Source organism: uncultured Mobiluncus sp. (genome assembly GCF_963511525.1).
GTDB lineage: Bacteria > Actinomycetota > Actinomycetes > Actinomycetales > Actinomycetaceae > Mobiluncus.
In genome coordinates this window covers 30,645-50,712 of record NZ_CAUPIY010000002.1, presented here as the reverse complement: position 1 = coordinate 50,712, position 20,068 = coordinate 30,645, and the positions used below count along the sequence as shown (strand labels likewise).

The 20,068-nt window shown below is 59.8% G+C and carries 20 protein-coding genes; 16 read left to right on the top strand and 4 right to left on the bottom strand.

Translation table 11 applies throughout. The features are described 5' to 3' along the window. Positions 1-21 precede the first annotated feature (21 nt). From RQ935_RS02160 to nucS, 13 genes are all read left to right on the top strand, one after another. On the top strand, positions 22-669 hold the full coding sequence (locus RQ935_RS02160) for an L-threonylcarbamoyladenylate synthase (protein ID WP_311497012.1): 648 nt from the start codon (positions 22-24) through the stop codon (positions 667-669). A gap of 71 nt (positions 670-740) precedes the next feature. Next, entirely contained in the window at positions 741-1,925 is a 1,185-nt protein-coding gene (locus RQ935_RS02155) for an MraY family glycosyltransferase (protein ID WP_311497011.1), read from the top strand. Beyond that, positions 1,922-2,425 carry a hypothetical protein gene (locus tag RQ935_RS02150; RefSeq protein ID WP_311497010.1) on the top strand — a complete coding sequence of 168 codons (504 nt, stop codon included), beginning with the start codon at positions 1,922-1,924 and terminating at the stop codon, positions 2,423-2,425. Before RQ935_RS02155 ends, RQ935_RS02150 begins: the two co-directional genes overlap by 4 nt. Positions 2,426-2,535: 110 nt before the next feature. Continuing rightward, on the top strand, positions 2,536-3,360 hold the full coding sequence (atpB, locus tag RQ935_RS02145) for a F0F1 ATP synthase subunit A (protein WP_311497009.1): 825 nt from the start codon (positions 2,536-2,538) through the stop codon (positions 3,358-3,360). A 61-nt stretch (positions 3,361-3,421) separates the two neighbouring features. After that, on the top strand, positions 3,422-3,637 hold the full coding sequence (gene atpE / locus RQ935_RS02140; protein WP_004007339.1) for an ATP synthase F0 subunit C: 216 nt from the start codon (positions 3,422-3,424) through the stop codon (positions 3,635-3,637). 9 nt (positions 3,638-3,646) lie between these two features. After that, complete coding sequence (locus tag RQ935_RS02135; RefSeq protein WP_311497008.1) at positions 3,647-4,195, top strand: F0F1 ATP synthase subunit B; 549 nt, start codon at positions 3,647-3,649, stop codon at positions 4,193-4,195. A gap of 24 nt (positions 4,196-4,219) precedes the next feature. Then, the gene (gene atpH, locus RQ935_RS02130; RefSeq protein WP_311497007.1) at positions 4,220-5,041 is read left to right on the top strand and encodes an ATP synthase F1 subunit delta; all 822 of its coding nucleotides are present in this window, start codon (positions 4,220-4,222) and stop codon (positions 5,039-5,041) included. Between the two features lie 63 nt (positions 5,042-5,104). Continuing rightward, positions 5,105-6,727, top strand: coding sequence for a F0F1 ATP synthase subunit alpha (gene atpA / locus RQ935_RS02125; protein WP_311497006.1), 1,623 nt, complete (start codon positions 5,105-5,107; stop codon positions 6,725-6,727). Between the two features lie 67 nt (positions 6,728-6,794). After that, entirely contained in the window at positions 6,795-7,727 is a 933-nt protein-coding gene (locus tag RQ935_RS02120) for a F0F1 ATP synthase subunit gamma (RefSeq protein ID WP_311497005.1), read from the top strand. A 33-nt stretch (positions 7,728-7,760) separates the two neighbouring features. Then, a complete protein-coding gene (atpD, locus tag RQ935_RS02115) occupies positions 7,761-9,206 on the top strand; it encodes a F0F1 ATP synthase subunit beta (protein ID WP_299296154.1) in 1,446 nt (481 codons plus the stop codon). 6 nt (positions 9,207-9,212) lie between these two features. Further along, the gene (locus tag RQ935_RS02110; protein ID WP_311497004.1) at positions 9,213-9,521 is read left to right on the top strand and encodes a F0F1 ATP synthase subunit epsilon; all 309 of its coding nucleotides are present in this window, start codon (positions 9,213-9,215) and stop codon (positions 9,519-9,521) included. Between the two features lie 188 nt (positions 9,522-9,709). Then, a complete protein-coding gene (locus RQ935_RS02105; protein ID WP_311497003.1) occupies positions 9,710-10,147 on the top strand; it encodes a DUF2550 domain-containing protein in 438 nt (145 codons plus the stop codon). Positions 10,148-10,183: 36 nt separating this feature from the next. After that, complete coding sequence (nucS, locus tag RQ935_RS02100) at positions 10,184-10,876, top strand: endonuclease NucS (RefSeq protein WP_311497002.1); 693 nt, start codon at positions 10,184-10,186, stop codon at positions 10,874-10,876. A gap of 116 nt (positions 10,877-10,992) precedes the next feature. Here the strand turns inward: nucS and RQ935_RS02095 are convergent, their stop codons facing one another. After that, positions 10,993-11,295 (bottom strand): ATP/GTP-binding protein, encoded by a 303-nt coding sequence (locus RQ935_RS02095; RefSeq protein WP_311497001.1) that lies wholly within the window; start codon positions 11,293-11,295, stop codon positions 10,993-10,995. 12 nt (positions 11,296-11,307) lie between these two features. Further along, positions 11,308-12,594: an amidohydrolase family protein gene (locus RQ935_RS02090; protein WP_311497000.1), complete on the bottom strand. Its 1,287-nt coding sequence runs from the start codon at positions 12,592-12,594 to the stop codon at positions 11,308-11,310. A 174-nt stretch (positions 12,595-12,768) separates the two neighbouring features. Here RQ935_RS02090 and RQ935_RS02085 point away from each other — a divergent pair, with 174 nt between their 5' ends. Next, positions 12,769-13,545 (top strand): alpha/beta hydrolase, encoded by a 777-nt coding sequence (locus tag RQ935_RS02085; protein ID WP_311496999.1) that lies wholly within the window; start codon positions 12,769-12,771, stop codon positions 13,543-13,545. A 114-nt stretch (positions 13,546-13,659) separates the two neighbouring features. Here the strand turns inward: RQ935_RS02085 and RQ935_RS02080 are convergent, their stop codons facing one another. Continuing rightward, the gene (locus RQ935_RS02080) at positions 13,660-14,646 is read right to left on the bottom strand and encodes a hypothetical protein (RefSeq protein ID WP_311496998.1); all 987 of its coding nucleotides are present in this window, start codon (positions 14,644-14,646) and stop codon (positions 13,660-13,662) included. Continuing rightward, positions 14,636-15,577 (bottom strand): hypothetical protein, encoded by a 942-nt coding sequence (locus RQ935_RS02075; protein WP_311496997.1) that lies wholly within the window; start codon positions 15,575-15,577, stop codon positions 14,636-14,638. Before RQ935_RS02075 ends, RQ935_RS02080 begins: the two co-directional genes overlap by 11 nt. A 202-nt stretch (positions 15,578-15,779) precedes the next feature. Between RQ935_RS02075 and RQ935_RS02070 the strand changes: the two genes are divergently transcribed. Further along, positions 15,780-17,111 carry a DivIVA domain-containing protein gene (locus RQ935_RS02070; protein ID WP_311496996.1) on the top strand — a complete coding sequence of 444 codons (1,332 nt, stop codon included), beginning with the start codon at positions 15,780-15,782 and terminating at the stop codon, positions 17,109-17,111. A 106-nt stretch (positions 17,112-17,217) separates the two neighbouring features. Further along, on the top strand, positions 17,218-19,839 hold the full coding sequence (glgP, locus tag RQ935_RS02065) for an alpha-glucan family phosphorylase (RefSeq protein ID WP_311496995.1): 2,622 nt from the start codon (positions 17,218-17,220) through the stop codon (positions 19,837-19,839). The last annotated feature ends 229 nt before the right edge of the window (positions 19,840-20,068 follow it).

Genomic DNA, 20,068 nt, shown 5'->3' with positions numbered 1-20,068 from the left:
GCGGGGACTAACATTAGCTCTATGAAGATTGTTGATGCCCAGACCGGGCCGATTACCCCAACTGACCTGGCGGCGATTGACGCGGCGGTAAAACGCGATGAGCTGCTGGTCATGCCTACCGATACGGTTTATGGAATAGCTTCGGTGCCGTTTGCTCCCGCGGCGGTGGAGCGCCTGCAACAGGCCAAGGGTCGGGGGGAGGACTTTCCCCCGCCGGTGTTAGTTTCCGGTCCGGCAGCGCTGGATGAATTGATGGCTCCGGCGACTCAGACGGGCCAGAGCCAGGGCCGCGCGGCGCGTGTGCTGGCACAGCGCTTTTGGCCCGGCGCTCTGACCATTATTGTGACTGCTAATCCGGCTCTGGGCTGGGATTTGGGACAAACCCACGGGACTATCGCCTTGCGCCAGCCCGACCACCCTCGTGCCCTCGAAATTCTGGGCTATACCGGCCCTTTGGCGGTCACCTCCGCCAATCTGCATACCCGACCTCCCGCTACCGATATTGCTGCCGCCACCCAATATTTCGGTGAAAGGGTCAGTGTTTATGTCGATGCTGGCCCCTCGCCCTCCGGGCATCCGTCCACCATCATCACCTTGGCGCAGGGCACCCCGCGCTTAATTCGCCAGGGCGATATCCCCTTGTCTGACATCCTCGCGGCCCTGGCCTGAGGCCTCGTGTGGTTATAGTATTCACATCAAACACGAATACCCTGCCCCTAACCCGCTAAACTAAAGCCCGTATGAAGTTTTACCTGTTGATATTCCTGGTCGCGGCCGCGGTAACGTACCTCACTGTTCCGCTGGTGCGCCAGTTTGCCCTGGCAACAGGCACTTTAGCTCCGGTGCGGGAACGTGACGTCCACGAATTTCCCACCCCACGCCTGGGCGGGGTAGCGATGGGCGTGGGTTTCCTCGCGGCGCTGGCCATTGCCTCACACACGCCATTCTTGGCCGATGCCGTGAGCTTTCATAACATCAAAGGTTTGGCCGTGGGTGTTGTCCTGATTGTGATCTTGGGGGTCATCGATGACATCTGGGACTTGGATTGGTACACGAAACTGGCGGGCCAAATCCTGGTGGCAGGATTGATGTCCTGGTTGGGCATCCAGCTGACGTCATTCCCGATTTTCGGCCTTACCATCGGCTCATCTCGCCTGTCCTTGCTGGTCACAGTCTTGGTAGTGGTAGCGGCCATCAACGCGGTGAACTTCGTGGACGGCTTGGATGGTTTAGCTTCCGGCATGATGGCCATCAGCGCGACCGGCCTGTTCATCTATTCCTACACGTTGTCGCGCACGCTGGGTGCCGCGTCCTACGCCTCTTTGGCCTCAACGGTGGCGGCGGCTCTGGCCGGGATCTGTCTGGGATTCCTGGCACACAACTTTTCTCCCGCCTCCATATTCATGGGCGATACCGGCGCCATGTTGCTGGGTTTATTGACGGTGGCTTCCGCCATCATTGTCACCGGCCAAATCGACCCGGCAGTCGTCTATTTTCGCCAGGCTTTTCCGTCTTTCCTGCCCATAGTGTTGCCCCTGGCGGTGCTGGCGATACCCATTATTGACATGGTCGCCGCGGTGATTCGTCGGCTGTACCATCACCAGTCTCCCTTCCAAGCCGATGCCGGTCACCTGCACCATCGCCTGTCCCACGCCGGACGTTCCCGAGTTCGCGCCGTACTGGTTATGTACCTGTGGACAGCGGTGTTTTCCCTCGGGGCGGCTTCGTTGACGTTGCTGCGGATGCGCTACGTTTTGGTGTTGATGCTGGTGGCCTCCCTGCTGGCAATGGTGGCAACCATTGAAATCTTGCCGGCTTGGCGCGAAGGGGTGCGTCGTCGGTTCAACCCGAACTATCGCCAGCCCCACGGCCCGGAACACGCCCTGTACCACGCCCCCTCCCTTTCTGATAGCTTAAAGCCGTGAACGAAACGACTCCCCGACCTGAGCAATCCGCAGCTTTTTTCGCGGCACCCTTGGGTCCCCGGACCCGCCGGGCGGTGAAGTTTTCTCTGACCGCGATTTCCCTAGCGGTGGTGGCGGTACTGCTGGTTTCGACCGGGTTAGCGGCGTGGCTGGTAGGAGCAGCGGGACTGCGTTCCGTAGGTTTATGCGCCGCGGTGGGGGCGGGTCTAGTGGCGGTGACGTTTGCCACCCACCTGTTCACCCTGAATCACCCTGACTTGATGATGGCGGGCATGGGCGGGGATTTTGTCCTGAAAATCATCGTCATTTTGCTGGCTTTGGGGGTGGCGCGAAAGCTGCCGGGCCTGGATGCGGAAACAATTTTTTTCACCCTGCTAGCCATGATTTTGGTCCAAGCCATCGTCTTTCCGGTGGCGCTGACCAAAGCGCAAGTGCCCTTATTAGACCCATCCTCGCCCCCGACACAGCCGGAAACCGAAGGGGAAAATCCGACGCAGTAGTGAAAATTTGCGTTTTTTCACCCACACCAGTTCATACCTGTGTAAATCGCAGTTGAATTTCATGATAACGTTGTTAGGCGAACTCATGATTTATGACTCAAAGGAGAACAATGGGAGTGCAGTTGACGCTCATGTCGGCATTGGTGCCGAATTTGGTTCCCGCAACAAATGACTCGTTCCATGCCCCCACCATTTGGGACTTGTTCCCTCCGGTCGTTGCTTTCGCCGGAACTCCTTTCGCTATCGACCGCGTCATGATGATTCGTCTCATCATGACGCTGTTGCTGGTGCTGTGCCTGGTGTTGTACGCCACGCGGGCTAAGCTCATCCCGGGACGCGCCCAGTACGTGATGGAGTTCGGGTTCAAATTCTGCCAGGAAAACATCGCTGAGGAAGTCATCGGTAAAGAAATCGGGCGCAAATACACCCCCATCGTCACGGCCGTATTCTTCTCGGTGTTGTTCATGAACATTGCGGGTATCATTCCTGGCTTTAACCTGGCTGGTTCCGCGAAACCGGGCTTCCCGCTACTGTTAGCGGTGTTTGCCTGGTTTGTTTTCATTTACGCCGGAATTCGAGAGACCGGTGTGGGTCACTTCTTTAAGTCCTCCCTGTTCCCACCGGGGGTGCCGTGGCCATTGTACATTCTGCTGACCCCGATTGAGGCCATCTCGACCTTCATCATTCGTCCGTTCACCCTGTTCGTCCGTTTGTTGGCCAACATGATTGCCGGCCACTTCTTGCTGGCTTTGACCCTGAGCGCCACGAACTACTTTCTCTTTGCGCATCTCTCGGCGCTGTCCCCGATAGGGATTCTGACTTTTGCGGCAGCTTTCGCGTTTACCCTGTTTGAAATCCTGGTGGCTTTCCTGCAGGCATACATTTTCGCGATTCTGACCGCGGTGTATGTGAACCTCTCCGTACACGCACATTAGAAAAACAATAGGCTTCTCACGCCAACCGGCATGAGAATAACAACAAATAAGGAAAGAAAACATGACTGGAAGTGCACTTGTTCTCGCAACCATCGGCTATGGTCTGGCCGCCATTGGCCCTGGCATTGGCTTGGGCATTCTGATTGGTCACACTCAGGACGCTATTGCTCGCCAGCCGGAACTGTCCGGAAAGCTCACCACTAACATGTTCATCGGTATCGCCTTCGTCGAAGCCTTGGCTTTGATTGGTTTGGTAACGGGCTTCCTGTTCCGGTAAGGAGCACGTATGTTAGGCACTTTAGTATCACTAGCAGCTAAGGCGGGCGATACCCCGAACCCTATGCTGCCGGAGACTTACGACATCGTTTGGTCGGCGGTCATCTTCCTGGTCATCTTGGTGGTGGTTGTGAAGGTCGCTCTGCCGAAGTACAACGGACTGGTGCAGGAACGCGCTGACAAGCTCCAAGAAGGCTTGGACGCTACAGCAAAGGCGCAGGCTGACTCGGCAGCCGCAGCTCAGCGGATTGATTCCGAGCTGCGCGACGCGAAAGCTGAAGCCGCGCAAATCCGCAACAAGGCCAATGCGCAAGCTGAGGACATCGTGTCCCGTGCTACGGAACGTGCTGATCAGGAAGCCAAGCGCATCATCGAGCAGGCTCAGCGCCAGATTGCTGCTGAGCGGGCCGCGGCGGAAGCCTCCCTGCGTCAGGACGTGGGCGACTTGGCTACCCAGCTCGCGGAAAAGATTGTGGGCGAACAGCTGAAGGACGAAGCCCTGAGCTCGCGCGTCGTGGATCGGTTCCTCGACGAACTCGAAGCTCAGCCGGTGGCTTAAGGATAGAGAAGGTAAGGGAAGTCAATGAGAGCCTCGTCGGTAAGGACCTTGGCCGCTATGGTCATGGCCGTCGATAAGACCCTGGGGAAAGCCACGACCAAGGCTGGCCCCGCGGTCGCCGAGGAATACTTTGCCCTGTCTGAACTGCTTGAGAACAACGTCCGCTTGGCCCGCAACCTGTCCGACCCGGCGCGTACTGCCCCGGACAAGCAAGAACTGGTCCGCACCATCTTGGGCTCTCAGCTTTCTGAGCCGGCCCTGACGGGAGTTTTGGAACTCGCCGCCGGCCGCTGGTCCAGCGAGCTGGACCTGCAGGAGGCCTGCCGGTTGCTGGCAAACCACGTGTTGCTGAAAACCGCCCAGGATAACGGCCAGCTAGAGGATGTCGAGCGCGACATCTTCGCCATGAGCCAGGTGGTGTCCAAGAACCGCGATTTGCGCAACTTCTTGACTGACAATCATCGCGCCCCTCTGGACCAACGTCTCGAGACTTTCAACTCCCTGGTCGGCAAGGAGGTCAAGCCCCTGGCGTTGCGCCTGGTGAACGCGGTGATTGCGATAGCGGCGCCCGGTCGGCTCGCGGCTGACCTGCGGGCTTTGCTCGATTCAGCAGCGCGGATGCGGCAGCGGGGGGTGGCGACGGTTTACACCGCCACGCCGTTGAGCGACGCCCAGCGCTCCCGGCTCATTCAGTTGCTGTCCGCCCGTAGCGGCGAACAGGTTGAGGTCAACGTAGTGGTAGACCGGAACTTGGTGGGCGGCATGAAGATTGTGCAGGGCGACACGGTGATGGATGGCGCGGTAAAGTCCCGCGCCGAGCAGTTCCGGCGCAAGCTGGCAAGCTAGAACGAAACGAAAATATGACCGATAGGGCCAAGGCCCTATGGAACGACAACAGAAGGAATGCTGATGGCTGAGCTATCAATAAGTCCCCAGGACATTAAGAACGCCCTGGACAAGTTTGTGGATGCGTATGAACCATCCGCCGCGACCGCGGAGGAAATCGGCTACGTGACCGAAACTGCTGACGGTATTGCCCACATCGAGGGCTTGCCCGGCACTATGGCCAACGAGCTGCTGCGCTTCCAAGACGGCACCCTGGGTCTGGCAATGAACCTGGACGAGCGTGAGATTGGCGCTATCGTCCTGGGTGATTTCACGGGGATTGAGGAAGGTCAAGAGGTCTACCGCACGGGTGATGTGCTTTCCGTGCCGGTAGGTGATGGTTACCTGGGCCGCGTGGTTGACCCGCTGGGCAACCCGATTGACGGCCTGGGCGAAATCAAGGACTTGGGTGAGCGTCGTGCTCTGGAATTGCAGGCTCCCGGCGTGATGATGCGCCGTTCCGTGTTTGAGCCGCTCCAGACCGGCCTGAAGGCCATCGACTCGATGATTCCGATTGGTCGTGGCCAGCGTGAGCTGATTATTGGCGACCGTCAGACCGGCAAGACCGCTATCGCCATTGACACGATTTTGAACCAGCGCGACAACTGGAAGTCGGGCGACCCCAACAAGCAGGTGCGTTGCATCTACGTGGCGGTCGGGCAGAAAGGCTCCACGATTGCTTCCGTGAAAGGCGCACTGGAAGACGCCGGCGCGATGGAGTTCACCACCATCGTGGCCTCCCCCGCTTCGGACGCGGCCGGGTTCAAGTACCTAGCTCCCTACACCGGCTCGGCTATCGGTCAGCACTGGATGTACCAGGGCAAGCACGTGTTGATTGTGTTTGATGACCTGTCCAAGCAGGCTGAGGCCTACCGTGCGGTGTCGCTGTTGCTGCGCCGTCCGCCGGGGCGTGAAGCTTACCCTGGTGACGTGTTCTACCTGCACTCTCGCTTGCTGGAACGCTGCGCGAAGCTGTCTGATGATTTGGGCGGCGGCTCGATGACCGGCCTGCCGATTATCGAGACGAAGGCGAACGACGTGTCGGCCTACATTCCGACCAACGTCATCTCCATCACCGACGGCCAAATCTTCTTGCAGTCCGACCTGTTCAACGCGAACCAGCGTCCGGCCGTGGACGTGGGTATTTCGGTGTCTCGTGTGGGTGGCGACGCTCAGATTAAGGCCATGAAGAAGGTCGCCGGTACGTTGAAGCTGACCTTGGCTCAGTACCGTTCGATGGCGGCTTTCGCCATGTTGGCTTCTGACCTGGATGCCACGACCCGCAAGCAGCTGACTCGCGGCGAGAGGCTGATGGAGCTGCTGAAACAGCCCCAGTACACGCCTTATCCCGTAGAGGAACAGGTGTGCTCCATCTGGGCCGGTACCAACGGTTACCTCGACGACATCGCCACCGACAAGGTACTGCAGTTCGAAAAGGACTGGTTGGATTACCTGCGCAACGAAGGCAGCATCCTCAACGAAATCAGGGAAAAGGGCGCTTGGCCCGATGAACTGGTGGCCCGTTTGGAAACTGCCGTCAAGGATTTCCGCAAGTCTTACGACTTGGTCCCTCAGGCTGACTTAGATGCCATTCAGGGCGAAGCCGAGGCTGAGCAGTCCGAGGAACAAATCGTTAAGCAGCGCTGAGGCGCTCGTGCCAGCGCTGTTGGCCAGCACCGAAAGTAACCGAACAGAAACGTAAGGGAAGGGCAAAGTGTCAGGTTCGCAAAGGGCTCTCAAGCAGAGAATCAAGTCTACTGAGACTCTGCAAAAGATTTTCCGTGCCATGGAGATGATTGCGGCCTCCCGGGTCGGCAAGGCTCGCGCCGGGGCGGAATCCATCACCACTTATGACTCGGCCATCGCGGCGGCAGTTGCAGCCGTGTCCGCCCACGCCAAACTCGATCATCCGCTGATTACGGAACGCACCGACACGAACCGCGTGGCGGTTTTGGCGGTCACCTCTGACCGTGGCATGGCCGGTGCTTATTCCGCGTCCATCTTGCGGGAAACCGAGCGTTTGCTGGAGCGTTTGCGTGACGAAGGCAAAGACCCGGTGGTTTACGTTTCGGGTCGCCGCGGCCTGTCCTACTTCAACTTCCGCGGTACGGAAGTGCGCCGGGCGTGGACCGGGGATTCGGACAAGCCCAGCGAGGAACGCACCATGGAAATCGCCAAGACGCTCTTGGCGGAGTTCTTGAAGTCGCCCGAAGAGGGCGGGGTGTGTGAGCTGTACATGGTTTACACCAAGTTCCGCTCGATGGTTTCCCAAGTGCCTCAGGTGCGCAAGATGCTGCCGATTAAGGTCATTGACCCCGACGAAGCTATTCAGATTGATGGCATGGGTCTGGGTGAAGTGGACGACAAGTCCGTCATGCCACTGTACGACTTTGAGCCCAGCGCCGAGGAAGTGCTGCAAACCGTCATGCCGCTGTATGTCGAGTCACGGATTCGCACCGCCCTGTTGCACGCCGCCGCCGCCGAGCTCGCCAGCCGTCAAAACGCCATGCACGCCGCGACCGATAACGCGTCCAACTTGATTAACACCTTGACTTTGGACATGAACAAGGCTCGTCAGGCCGACATCACCACCGAGATTACGGAAATCGTGTCCGGCGCTGACGCGCTCCAAGATTCTAAGAAATAACCGATTACCAACCGCCGATTAGAGGAAACGAAAATGAGTGAGAAAACCCCAGGAACCGGTCGTATCTCCCGGGTTATTGGCCCGGTTGTGGACGTGGAGTTCCCCCCGGATCAACTGCCTGATATGTACAACGCTTTGACCGTGGAATACACGGGCATGGGCAGCACCGAAGCCGGCCAGATGCAGACCATGACGATGGAGGTGGCTCAGCACTTGGGCGACAACATTGTCCGGTCCATCGCCCTGAAGCCTACTGACGGTTTGGTGCGCGGAGCCAAGGTTGTGGACACCGGCTCCCCGATTACGGTGCCGGTGGGCGACATCACCAAGGGTCACGTTTTTAACGTGATTGGCGACTGCCTGAACCTGAAAGAGGGCGAAACCCTGGACGTCAAGGAGCGTTGGTCCATCCACCGCAACCCTCCGGCTTTCGACAAGCTGGAATCCAAGACGCAAATGTTCGAGACCGGCATCAAGGTAATCGACCTGCTGACCCCCTACGTGCAGGGCGGCAAGATTGGCCTGTTCGGCGGCGCTGGTGTGGGCAAGACGGTGTTGATTCAAGAGATGATTCAGCGCGTGGCTCAGGACCACGGTGGTGTGTCCGTGTTCGCCGGTGTGGGCGAGCGTACTCGTGAGGGTAACGACTTGATTCACGAGATGGCTGACGCGGGCGTGTTGGACAAGACCGCGATGGTGTTCGGACAGATGGACGAGCCGCCGGGGACGCGTCTGCGCGTGGCTCTGTCAGGTTTGACGATGGCGGAATACTTCCGTGACGTGCAAAACCAGGACGTGCTGCTGTTCATCGACAACATTTTCCGTTTCACGCAGGCCGGCTCTGAGGTATCCACCCTGCTGGGTCGGATGCCTTCCGCCGTGGGCTACCAGCCGAACCTGGCTGATGAAATGGGTCAGCTCCAGGAGCGCATTACTTCCGCGGGCGGTCACTCGATTACCTCGCTGCAGGCCATCTACGTGCCAGCGGACGACTACACCGACCCGGCCCCGGCGACGACCTTCGCCCACCTGGACGCGACCACGAACCTGTCTCGTGACATTGCGTCTCGCGGCCTGTACCCGGCGGTGGACCCGCTGGCCTCCACCTCGCGTATTCTCGACCCGCGCTATGTCGGCAAGGAACACTACGAGGTCGCGACCGAGGTCAAACAGATTCTGCAAAAGAACAAGGAACTGCAAGACATTATCGCCATCCTCGGTGTGGACGAACTGTCCGAAGAGGACAAGGTCACCGTGGCGCGCGCGCGTCGTATCGAACAGTTCCTGTCCCAAAACACCTATATGGCGGAAAAGTTCACCGGTGTGCCCGGTTCGACCGTGCCGATGAGCGAAACCATCGAGGCGTTCAAGCGGATTTGCGAAGGCAAGTACGACCACATTGCCGAACAGGCGTTCTTTAACATCGGCGGTATCGAGGATCTCGAAGAGGCCTGGGCGAAACTGCAAAAGGATATGTGATAAACCATGGCAGACACGCTGAAAGTTGCGGTGGTAGACCGCTCGCGCACCCTGTATCAGGGAGAAGCGTCCCAGGTCATCATGCCTGCCGCAGACGGCGACCTGGGGGTCCTGCCGGGTCACCAGCCGTTACTGGTCGTGCTGCGTGCCGGCCAGGTGCGCGTCGACGCGCCAGGCTCGACCGGAAAAGCGGATTCGCATAACTTTCCGGTTGAGGCCGGGTTTGCCTCGGTAGACAATGACACCGTAACCGTGGTGCTGGAACGCGATTTGGCTGCTACAGCTGCGAACCAGGCTCCCGAGCCGGAAAGCTAAAATAAACGACTTACGCGAATCAGACCGATTGGGATATGATTTCCCATAAGGCTATTCGCCTTCCCCAGGGGTTTACTTGGGGGTGGCAGTGGCGGGTTCGTCCTTCGGGACGCCCGCCATTGACAGATTAACCTGAGATTCAGGCTCGAATGCTGCGGCTTTATGGCGTGAGGAGGGACATCATGGGCATGGCAACCAGTTATTTACTTACCGGTCTGCTCCTGGTGCTGTTCCTGATTTGCGCGCTGGCGATTTACTTCCTGGCGCGCTTGCGGTTTAAAGCCCAAAATAACGGCTCATTCAATGTGGCGTTGCGGGCTAACGCTGCCGATCCGTGGCGGGCCGGAGTGTGCCATTATTCTGAGGATTTCCTAAAGTGGTATCGGGTTATTTCCCTGCGTTGGGGCTCGAATCGCCGTTGGGAACGGGCGGACTTTGAGATTCTGGAATCCGCGGTGGACACGGAGCCAGGGTCGGACTTTACCCTGGCTATCCTGCATTGCCGCGCGCCGCGTCAGGGCTTTTCCGAGCCGGATGATTTTTGGTTGGCGATGGATGAACATGATTATTCCGGCTTGGTCAGCTGGAAAGAATCCTCCCCGCCGCGCACTCAGGTGGTGTACTGAGTTTCTTGGATCGCGCCCTTCGGTTAGGCTAACTGTATGCGCCTGGTCATAGCGGATTGTGAAGTCAATTACTCGGGACGTTTAGACGCGCATTTAGCCGCGGCGAAACGGCTGTTGATGGTGAAAGCCGATGGTTCGGTGCTGATTCACAGTGACGGCGGTTCCTACAAGCCCCTGAATTGGATGAGCCCGCCCTGCCAGCTGCACATTGAGCTGGAAGATTCCAGCGCCCCCAAAGGCCCGCAAACGTGGCGGGTCCAGGCCAAATCCGGCGACGCCCTGCTGATTAACATTACTGAGGTCTATGAGGATGTTGTCTCTGATTTGGGGGTCGACCCGGGACTGGAAAAGGATGGGGTCGAGGCGCATCTGCAACAGCTGCTGGCTGACCAGGTCCCGTTGCGGCTGGGGGAGGGCTGGACTTTGGTGCGTCGGGAATGGCCTACTCCCATTGGTCCGGTTGACCTGCTGGTTCGTGATGCACAAGGGCGTCCGGTGGCGGTGGAGGTGAAACGTCGCGGCGAAATTGATGGGGTCGAGCAGTTGACTCGCTACCTGGATTTGCTGGGTCGGCAAGCCGAGCTGGAGGGCATTACCGGGATTTTTGCTGCCCAAGAGATTAAACCTCAGGCTCGCACGCTGGCCACCGACCGCGGAATTCGCTGTGTCGTGCTGAATTACGATGAGATGCGCGGCTTGGATTTTGACGCCGAGAATCGGTTGTTCTAATACCCGTAAAACACCCCTGAACCGCGGTTTTGCCCCGAAAGACAACCCGAAAAACGCCGCGTACCCCGCTGGTGCCGCCTAGCGGCCTGGTGCCGTCAACACACCGCGGGGACCGACTAAAATCCCCCGGTGGTCCCGGATTCCCAGCAATACGTGTGCCAGTGGCGGCGGGCCTCAACCCCGGTGTCCACTCCAAAAGGCGCGCTCAGCGGCCACGCCACGATGTGTGGGGTATGGGCCGCAACGGCGTGCCCACAGCCGGGACAGACATAGGATTTCTGAGCGCCGCCGCCGGTCAGACGCTGGACGTGGTATTCCCGCCCAGCGCGCGTCACGACCCGCGGGACGCTGGTGAGGCGCTGCATGTCCAAGGGGCGATAGGATTGGCCGCGCCGCTTGGATTTTCGCTGACTGGGCACTAGATAATCCGGTTAATTCTTGGGTACGGAAGCCACCAGGGCGCCGCGCCGATAGACCGAGAGCGGATACAGGTTCTCGTCCGTGACCAGCAAGTCTGCGCGTTTGCCCGCGGCGATTTCGCCGATGTTGGTCTGACCCAAAATGCGGGCGCCCTGCACCGAAGCGCAATACACCGCATCGCTCAGCGGAATCCCCGCGCCTTTCCAGGCTCGGCGCACGATGTCTACCAGGTGCAAGTTCGGTTCGGCCTCGGTGGAGCCGGGCTCGTCAGAGGGCATTCCCGTGGCGGCGGTAGCGTTGCTAACAAACACCACCGAATCGCGTCCGACCAGCTCAAACACGTTACGCACCGCGCTGAAATCCACGTGTTCCCCGTCCGCAATCAGCTCCAGAATGCAACCGCCTCCAGCCGCATCCGCCAGCAGTTCCAATATCGGTCCGGGGTTGCGATGGTGGAAGGCCGACATCCCGTTAAAGAAGTGCGTCACCAAGTAGCGGGGGCAACGCAGCTTATCCGAGGGGGTCAGCCCCAGTTTTTCCCGCGTCCAGGCTGCGGCTCCGCGTATCATCTCGGCGGAGGCGACCGTGTGTCCAAAAGCGGGAACCGCCCCGTTTTCAATCAAAACTTCCGCCACGGAACCGGAACCGATGGCGCGTTTGCCTTCCGGAGCCAGTGTCATCGACACGGTATGTCCGCGGGTGGTAATCATCAGCTCGCGGGTCAGCGCCGGGTTCGGGGGCTGGACTTGCGCGAAATCTTGTGTCCCCAGGACGGCACGAGCGCGGTCCTCGCGTTCCTGGGCGGTGAGCCCTTCCCCGGGAAAGGAATCAGCGGGGGAGTCTCCGGGCAGCATCCCCGTCACGCCCAAACGTCCCGACGCCAGGAACGGCCCTTCAAAGTGAATCCCGTCCAGTTCGCCCGCGTCACACAAATCGGCCAGCATCTGGCCCTGTCGGCGCAGGTCCTCTGGGGAGGCTGTCGAGAGTGAACCGACCAGGGTGGTGGTGCCGTGAACCCGGTGTTCCCACACGGCGGTCATCATGGCTTCTATCGTTTCGGAGGTGGGGAAAGAACTGCCCCCGCCCCCGTGGCAGTGCGTATCGACCAGGCCCGGCAAAATGTAACGCCCGTCAGTCGGGGAAGGTGCGGCCACGACCTCGGCACCATAACCTGCCGCCTGCGCCTGGGGCGCTTCGCCCATCCACACTATGGAATCACCGTCGATGATGACGGCCCCATCAACGATTATGGAAGAGGGCGTGACGATGCGTCCGCGTACTGCAAAAGGTTCACTCATGTTCCGATTATCGCATTTTTGCTCTGTTTCAAAGTAATTTTTTCCCTCCCCAGTCTTGCCGGTTGCCTGTTCAGTCACGTCCGGTTCGCGGGGCTGGACCGATGTGGGTGGCGCCAGGCGGGCAAAACCGTTCGGGTTTACCCGGTATTAGCGGAAATCCTTTAAGATAAAACCATGCTGAACATGATTGCTCGCGACATTATCCCCGGCCCGATTGGTCCTACGATGGTGTTGCTTCACGCTTTCCCGATGGATCACCGGATGTGGCTGCCGACCGCGGACCGCTTGGGCGGGGTGCCGCTGCTGATGGTAGACGCGCCCGGATTCGGCCAAACTCCGCCAATGATGGACACTCCTTCACTGGACGCATTTGCGGATGAAATCGTGGCGAACCTGGGTAAGTTCGGCATTGAGCGCATCATTCCGGTGGGCAATTCGCTGGGTGGCTACGTGGCTCTGACCATTTTGGAGCGTCACCCCGATGTCGTGGCTGGTCTGGGCCTGATTGGGACCCGGGCGGACGCGGATACGGTCAGCGAAAAAGCCGACCGTTTTGAAAATCTCATCACCATGCTGGCCGGGAACCGCGCGAGCCTGTTGACCCCCCAGATTGAATCCCAGTTCACCGCCTCGACTCGCCGAGCGCGCCCGGAGGTCGTCTCTCAGGCGGTGCAATGGTCCGAGGAAGCTTCCAACGAGGGAATTTCTTGGGCGCAGCGGGTGATGGCGGCTCGCCCGGACCGAATGGAGCTGCTGGAAAGCTTTGACAAGCCGGTCTTGGTCATGCGCGGCGAGGAGGACCCGGTCGTTTCCCCCGAGCGTGCTGCCGCGATGGCTCAGGCCGCCCACACTGAAGTCGTCGAGGTTCACGAAACCTCGCACCTGGTGCCGATTGAAAATCCCGGGGCCGTTTCGCGCCGTCTAATGGCGCTCTACCCCCAGTGCATGTAGGCCGCACCCAAACCCACTAACCTGCGGCAACGCCCTTGTGAACGCGCACGGAAACGCCATCAAACGTTGCCGCAACGCCCTTATGAATGTCCACGGAAACGCCGGCAGAACTCCCTAGTCCGCGCTCATCGCCGTGACAGCATCGGAGGCGCCCAAGACCGTAATCTTCCGGTTCTGGCTGGCTTTGTCCGGCAAGTTGAACAACGCCACCACCGTGTGCGTTTCCGTCAAGGTCGAAGCCGCGACCTTTTTCCCGGTGTAGGCATGAGCCAGGGCAGAGAGCTGGAGTTTTCGGGGAGACTTCATGGTCAAGTCATAGTTGAGGGTCGCCATGACCAGCGCTCCGCCGTCCGTGGTGCCCAAGGCGATACAGCCGTCAGCGCCCGGGCGCGCGGTCATCGTGACTTCCAAACCGCGGCTTTGCTGGGCCAGGGAGGAATAGTCCGTGCGCCGCTGGGCGAAAGTCGCGGCGAAAGAATCTTTCTCGGCGTCAAAAACGTCTTTGGCGTTGTTCGGGTCGTTGAGGTAGTCGGCGTAAGTTTTCGCCAAAGCTCCCGGTGCCACCACGAAATCTTTGGAATCCGCTTGAGGGTGGGGCGAGCCGACTTCGGGCTTGAAAGTCGCGGGGAAACTCGCTTTCGGGAACAGTTTCGTGTAGCCCCACAGCGCGTAGTTGGCGCGCGGCGAGGACTGGACGAAACCGAAGACGTACAGCGGCTGGCCCTCGACCGAAGGTGAAACCGTGTAGGCGTAGCGCGGCCAATCCGAGGCCTGCTGAACCACTGCGACCTGCGGATTCGTCAGAGGAAGTGCTCCCAGGTTCGCGCCGCGGGTCGTGTTGGCCATCAGGTATTCCCCGTTGCGCATGCCCAGTGCCGGGTTGACGAAACGGCTGGCCAGCTGCTGCCAGTCACGAGCGCCGTCCCCGGCTTGGGCGGCGGTGTTCGCCTCGGTGGTGACCTTCGTGATGCGCTGCTGGTCAAGGGCGGGCGGTTCGTTGCCCGCGTTGGGTGAGGTCACGAGGGTGGGGGTGTAGGCACAAGCGCTGAGGGCCAGCGCGGTTGCGGTGCCAGCCAGGAGGGTCGTCAGCTTATTCGTCATGGTTGTCCTCCGTTTCTGAGTCTTTCAGGTCCTCGTTTTTCTCACTGCGCCGGGACTTTTTGCCTCTCCGGCCCTGGCTCTCGGCTTCCTCCGCCATCCGCAGGGAGCGGCGCGTGGGATGAACTGCCGGAATCACGCCAGTATCCGCGGGGGCATCGCCGGTGACCGCGGAGGTAACCTGACTGGCGAGCTGGCGTGCCTGATCCTTTTCTAAAGTATCCAAACGTTTGGCACGCGATCGGCGTTCGGACAGCACCAGCAGGGTCAGGTAAGTCGCGATGGCTCCCGCGGCGATAATTCCCACAATCACCAGCAAAATCGCCGAGATGCTGGAGGGTTCGTGCTTCAGTTTCCACTTCAGTTCCAGTTGCGGTCCCGCCGCTTTGGCCGGGGCGTTCACCACGAACGCGACCGCGCTCCAGCGATTGTCACTGAGCTGCCAGTTCAGGGAGGCGTGACCGGTGCCGCGAGCGCTTTGTTTCCAAATATCTAAGGATGTCAGATCCGCCGCGTCCGCCTGGGCGGGGGCAGCGAGGAGTTGCAAACCGTCCGGCGAAGTTTGTTCGCCAGGAGCAGAATTAGTTTTTTTCGCCTTGATGCTCCGGGAAGCGAGTTTGCCATCGGATTTGAAACCGTTGAGTTCTAGGTGATTGACGGACTTGGCGAAAGCCATGGCGTCCGAGGTGAGAGCGATTCCTAAAAAGACTTCCTGCTTTGCCGGGCCGGTGGCACGAATCGTGACCTTTTCCCCAGTGGATTCCAACAGGTTTTCTCCCGTCAGGACCACCGCCGACTTGGTTGGCTCGCTGTGAAACGCTACGTTAGCGCTGGGGCGCAGGAAAGTCAGGCGAGACACCCCAATCAATGCCGCTAAAAGCGAGACAACCAGCAGGGCAATGCTGAGATAGCGGGCGGTGCGATTCGATGACATGGGTCTCCTTGAAATTTTTGGAACCGACTACCGTTTAACTTTAGCGAGAATGGCGGCGCACAGCGACTTAGCCATGTCAGAAAAGGTTCGTGTAAATGGTTAATCCGAGAATTTTTCGTTATAGACTTAGGGTATCGTTATACTAAGTTTGGCGGGGCAGGTTAATTTGCCCGTTGGTTGACGTCTTTAGGAGGACTCACAAGTGACCGAAGAGCAGACAGATTTTCCAATCGTGATGCGCGGGTACGACCGCGTTCAGGTTGACCTGCAGATTCAAACTTTAATGACGGCTTTAGCTGAAGCACGCCGCGAGGTGGAAACCCTCGACGCGCGTAACGCCACCCTAGCTGGGGATTTGGGCGAAGCTCAGCGCCGTCTAAAGGAAAGCGACAAGTCGAGTTATACCGGTCTGGGCGAGCGCATCGAGCAGCTGTTGCGTTCTGCTGAGGAACAGTCCACCACCGTTATTAATAAGGCGAACGCTGACGCGGAATCCCTGCTGGAAAAGACCCGTTCCAACACGCAGCGCCTGACCCAGCGCGCTGAAGCCGAAGCGGCTTCCATGCTGGCTGAGGCTCGCCGTGAAGCTGAGGAACGCACCACCCAGGCGGAAACCGAAGCGGAAACGGTACTCACTAACGCTCAGCACCGCGCTGATGAACTGGTCGCCGCGGCGGAACGTGAAGCGGCCTCCCTGCGCGCCGAAGTGAACACCCAGGTCAACGACCTGCGCGCCACTGCTGACCGCGAAACCGAGTTGCAGCGCGCTCAAGCCGAAAAGGATTACGTGGAGGCCCGGGTTAAGGCTGAACAGGAAACCACGGCTCTGCGCAACGAAGCGGCGACTGAGATTCAAGAGCTGCGCGAAACCGCTACTGCCGAAGCCACCCAGGTGCGTGAACAGGCTCAGCAAATGGCTGAGAAGCTGCTGGCGGAAACCCGCGCCGAAGCCGACAAGATTATCTCTAACGCTCGCGCCGAAGCCGAGCGTCTGCGTGCCGAATCTGAACAGGCTCGCCAGGACACCGAAACTGAGATTGCCTCCGCGCGCGCGGCCGCTCGTGAAGCTGACGCGCAGGCGCACGAACAGGCTCGCGCCGAAACCTCCGCGATGGTCGCCACCGCTAAGGCTCAGGTCGCTGACGCTGAGAAGCACCTCGGCGAAACCCTGCAGCGTGCCGAGCGTCTGTTGACCGATACCGACGCCGTGGTGCGCCGCCGTCAAGAGGACGCTCGCCGTACCGCCGAAGCCACCATCTCGGCTGCGGAAGTCGAAGCGCAGCAGCTGCGTGAAGCGGCTCGTGCCGAAGCTCAAGCCGAACGTGCCGCGGCACAGCGCACGGTCGAAAAGCTGGAACGCCAGCGCGAATCTGTGGCGGCCTACCTCGACGAAATGCGCGGCCTGTTGGGGTCTCGCGCTGCCGACGCCATCTCTGGTTTGCAGGCTCTGGGAGAGGACGAGGAAACCCGCGAGCCGGTCGAGTTGCCGGCCGACGTGGACGCTTACGCCCTGCCGGAAGATGCCAGCGAATAAACTTTTTTCATGACACCCCCAAGTTTTGGCGGTCCTTCGGGGCCGCCAAAACTATGTTTTAGTAAAAATTTACCTAAAATCCTCAACCACCACGTAGGATGGGACTGTGAAAGCAATACGAAGATTTACTGTACGCTCCGTCCTTCCTGAAAACTTGAAGCCAATCGGAAACTTGGCTCAAAATCTGCGCTGGTCCTGGCACCGGCCTTCCCGCGATTTCTTCGCGTCCTTAGATCCGAAAGTCTGGGAGGAAGTCGGCCACGATCCGGCGGCTTTCCTCGGCTCGATTTCGGTGCAAAAACTGGACGAACTCTCGGCAAACCCGGACATCGTGAACCAGGCCCAGGCTTTGGAACGCGACTTGGGAGATTACCTGGAAAAGCCCCAGTGGTACCAGTCCCAGTTCAACAATGCTGACAAGCCCAGCGCGATTGGGTATTTCTCGGCGGAATTCGGCGTGACCGCCGTTTTGCCGCAATATTCCGGCGGTTTGGGGATTCTGGCTGGTGACCACTTGAAGTCCGCCTCCGATTTGGGGGTGCCGATTATCGGTGTGGGCCTGCTCTATCAGGCCGGTTACTTCCGTCAGTCCCTGACTCGCGAAGGCTGGCAGCGCGAATCCTATCCGGTCATCGACCCGGATAATATGCCGCTGACCCTGCTGCGCGAAAACGATGGCACCCCCGCGATGATCGAAGTGCCGCTGCCCGACCACCGCACTCTGTATGCCCAAGTGTGGGTCGCGAAAGTGGGGCGCATCTCCCTGCTGATGATGGACTCTGACGTGGCCAAGAACGACGAAGCGGCCCGTCTGGTGACCGACCGTCTCTATGGTGGGTCGAAAGACCACCGCATGGAACAAGAACTGTTGCTCGGCGTGGGCGGGGTAAAAGCCCTGCGCACCTACAGTCGGTTGACCGGCGCGCCGACTCCCGAGGTCTATCACTGCAACGAAGGCCACGCCGGATTCATGGCCGTGGAACGTATCCGCGAGCTGATGACCGGTGAGGAACACCTCGACTTCGGCACGGCTATCGAAGCGGTGCGTTCCGGCACACTGTTCACCACTCACACGCCGGTTCCCGCCGGCATCGACCGTTTTGACCGGTCCCTGGTGCAGCGTTACCTGGCGCCGATCGAGATTCCCGGCGTGACCACCGAGCAGCTGCTAGCACTGGGCGCGGAAACGTACGAGGGCGGGGACCCCAACGTATTCAACATGGCGGTTTTGGGTCTGCGCATGGCGCGCATGGCCAACGGCGTGGCTCGGCTGCACGGCAAAGTCTCGCGCGGCATGTTCCACAAACTGTGGCCCGGATTTGACGTCTCCGAGGTGCCCATCACCTCTATCACCAACGGGGTACACGGTCCGACCTGGACTGATGGCCGTTTGGCGCAGCTGGCTCGTGGACACCAAGATCCCGGCGAACACGTCAACACCTACCGGTGGGTGCGCCCGTCCGAGGAAGGCGGCGTCAGCGACGAGGAACTTTGGGAACTGCGTCGTGAGCTGCGCGAACAGCTGGTGCTCGATGCCCGTCGGCGGGTGCGTGAATCCTGGCTGGAGCGCGGGGCGTCCCCGGCCGAGCTGGACTGGACGAACCGAATCCTCGATCCTGACGTCTTGACCATTGGTTTTGCCCGCCGCGTGCCGACTTACAAGCGTCTGACGCTGATGATTAACAACCCGGAGCGCCTGGCGGCCATCTTGACGAATAAGGAACGCCCGGTTCAGATCATCGTGGCTGGTAAATCCCACCCGGACGACGAACAGGGCGTCAGCCTGATTCAGCGCCTGGTGGCTTTCGCGGACCAGTACGATGTGCGCGACCGTATCGCTTTCTTGCCCAACTATGACATGGACATGGCTCAAACCCTGATGCCCGGCGTGGACGTGTGGCTGAACAACCCGCTGCGCCCGCTGGAGGCCTCCGGGACTTCCGGTATGAAGTGCGCTATCAACGGTGCTTTGAACCTGTCCATCTTGGACGGCTGGTGGGACGAAATGTATGACGGCCGTAACGGTTGGGCCATTCCCACTGCTGACGGGGTTGACGATCCGGAGCGCCGCGATGCTATCGAGGCCGAGGGGCTGTATAACCTCATCGAGAACACGGTCGCTCCGCGCTTCTACGATCGAGACGAGAACGGGATTCCGCGCAACTGGATGGAAATGGTACGCCACACGCTGGCGACGCTGGGGCCGCGCGTGCAGGCGCAGCGCATGGTCAGCGAGTACGTCGAAAACCTCTATACCCCGATTGCCGCATCCAGCCGGGTGCTGAACAGTGCGGGTCACCAAGCGGCTCGTGACCTGGTGGCTTACAAGGCGCGGGTGCGTTCGAGCTGGAACCAGGTCGCGGTGAAACACGTCGGCTCCAAAGTCGGTGACGTAGCAATCGTGGGGGACAGCGCCTCGTTCTTTGCTGATGTCCAGCTGGGGAACCTGCGTCCCGAAGACGTCGAAGTGCAGTTGTTGCTGGGTCGCGTCACTTCCAGCGACGACCTGTCCGGTTTCGAGGTCCTGGCGATGCAGGCGGAACGCTCTGAAAACGGCGTGGTGTCCTACCGTATAGAGACGCGGCTGAACAACGCCGGCCCGCTGGGTTACCAGGTTCGCGTGGTGCCGAGCCATCCGCTGATGGCTGGCTACACCGAGCTGGGCTTGGTCACCAACGCCGAGCGTGCCGCCGATAACCCGGAGACTCACTACTTCTTCGGAAGCTAAATTCGCCGGGTTTTCCCGCTTTTTGCCCGGCCGCGAGCTTGCTCGCGTGTACGGGCGAACGAGCCAGGGTACGCAATCTCGCAGAGATTGCAAGTACCCATATGCTCCTTCGAGGCCCTCCACCACCGCCCTCGCGTAAAACCGACCCGTCTTGCATGAACGACCACGAGGGTTTCACTCCCAAACAGGACAGAAATCTGGAGCATAGACACCGGATTTCGGGCGCGAG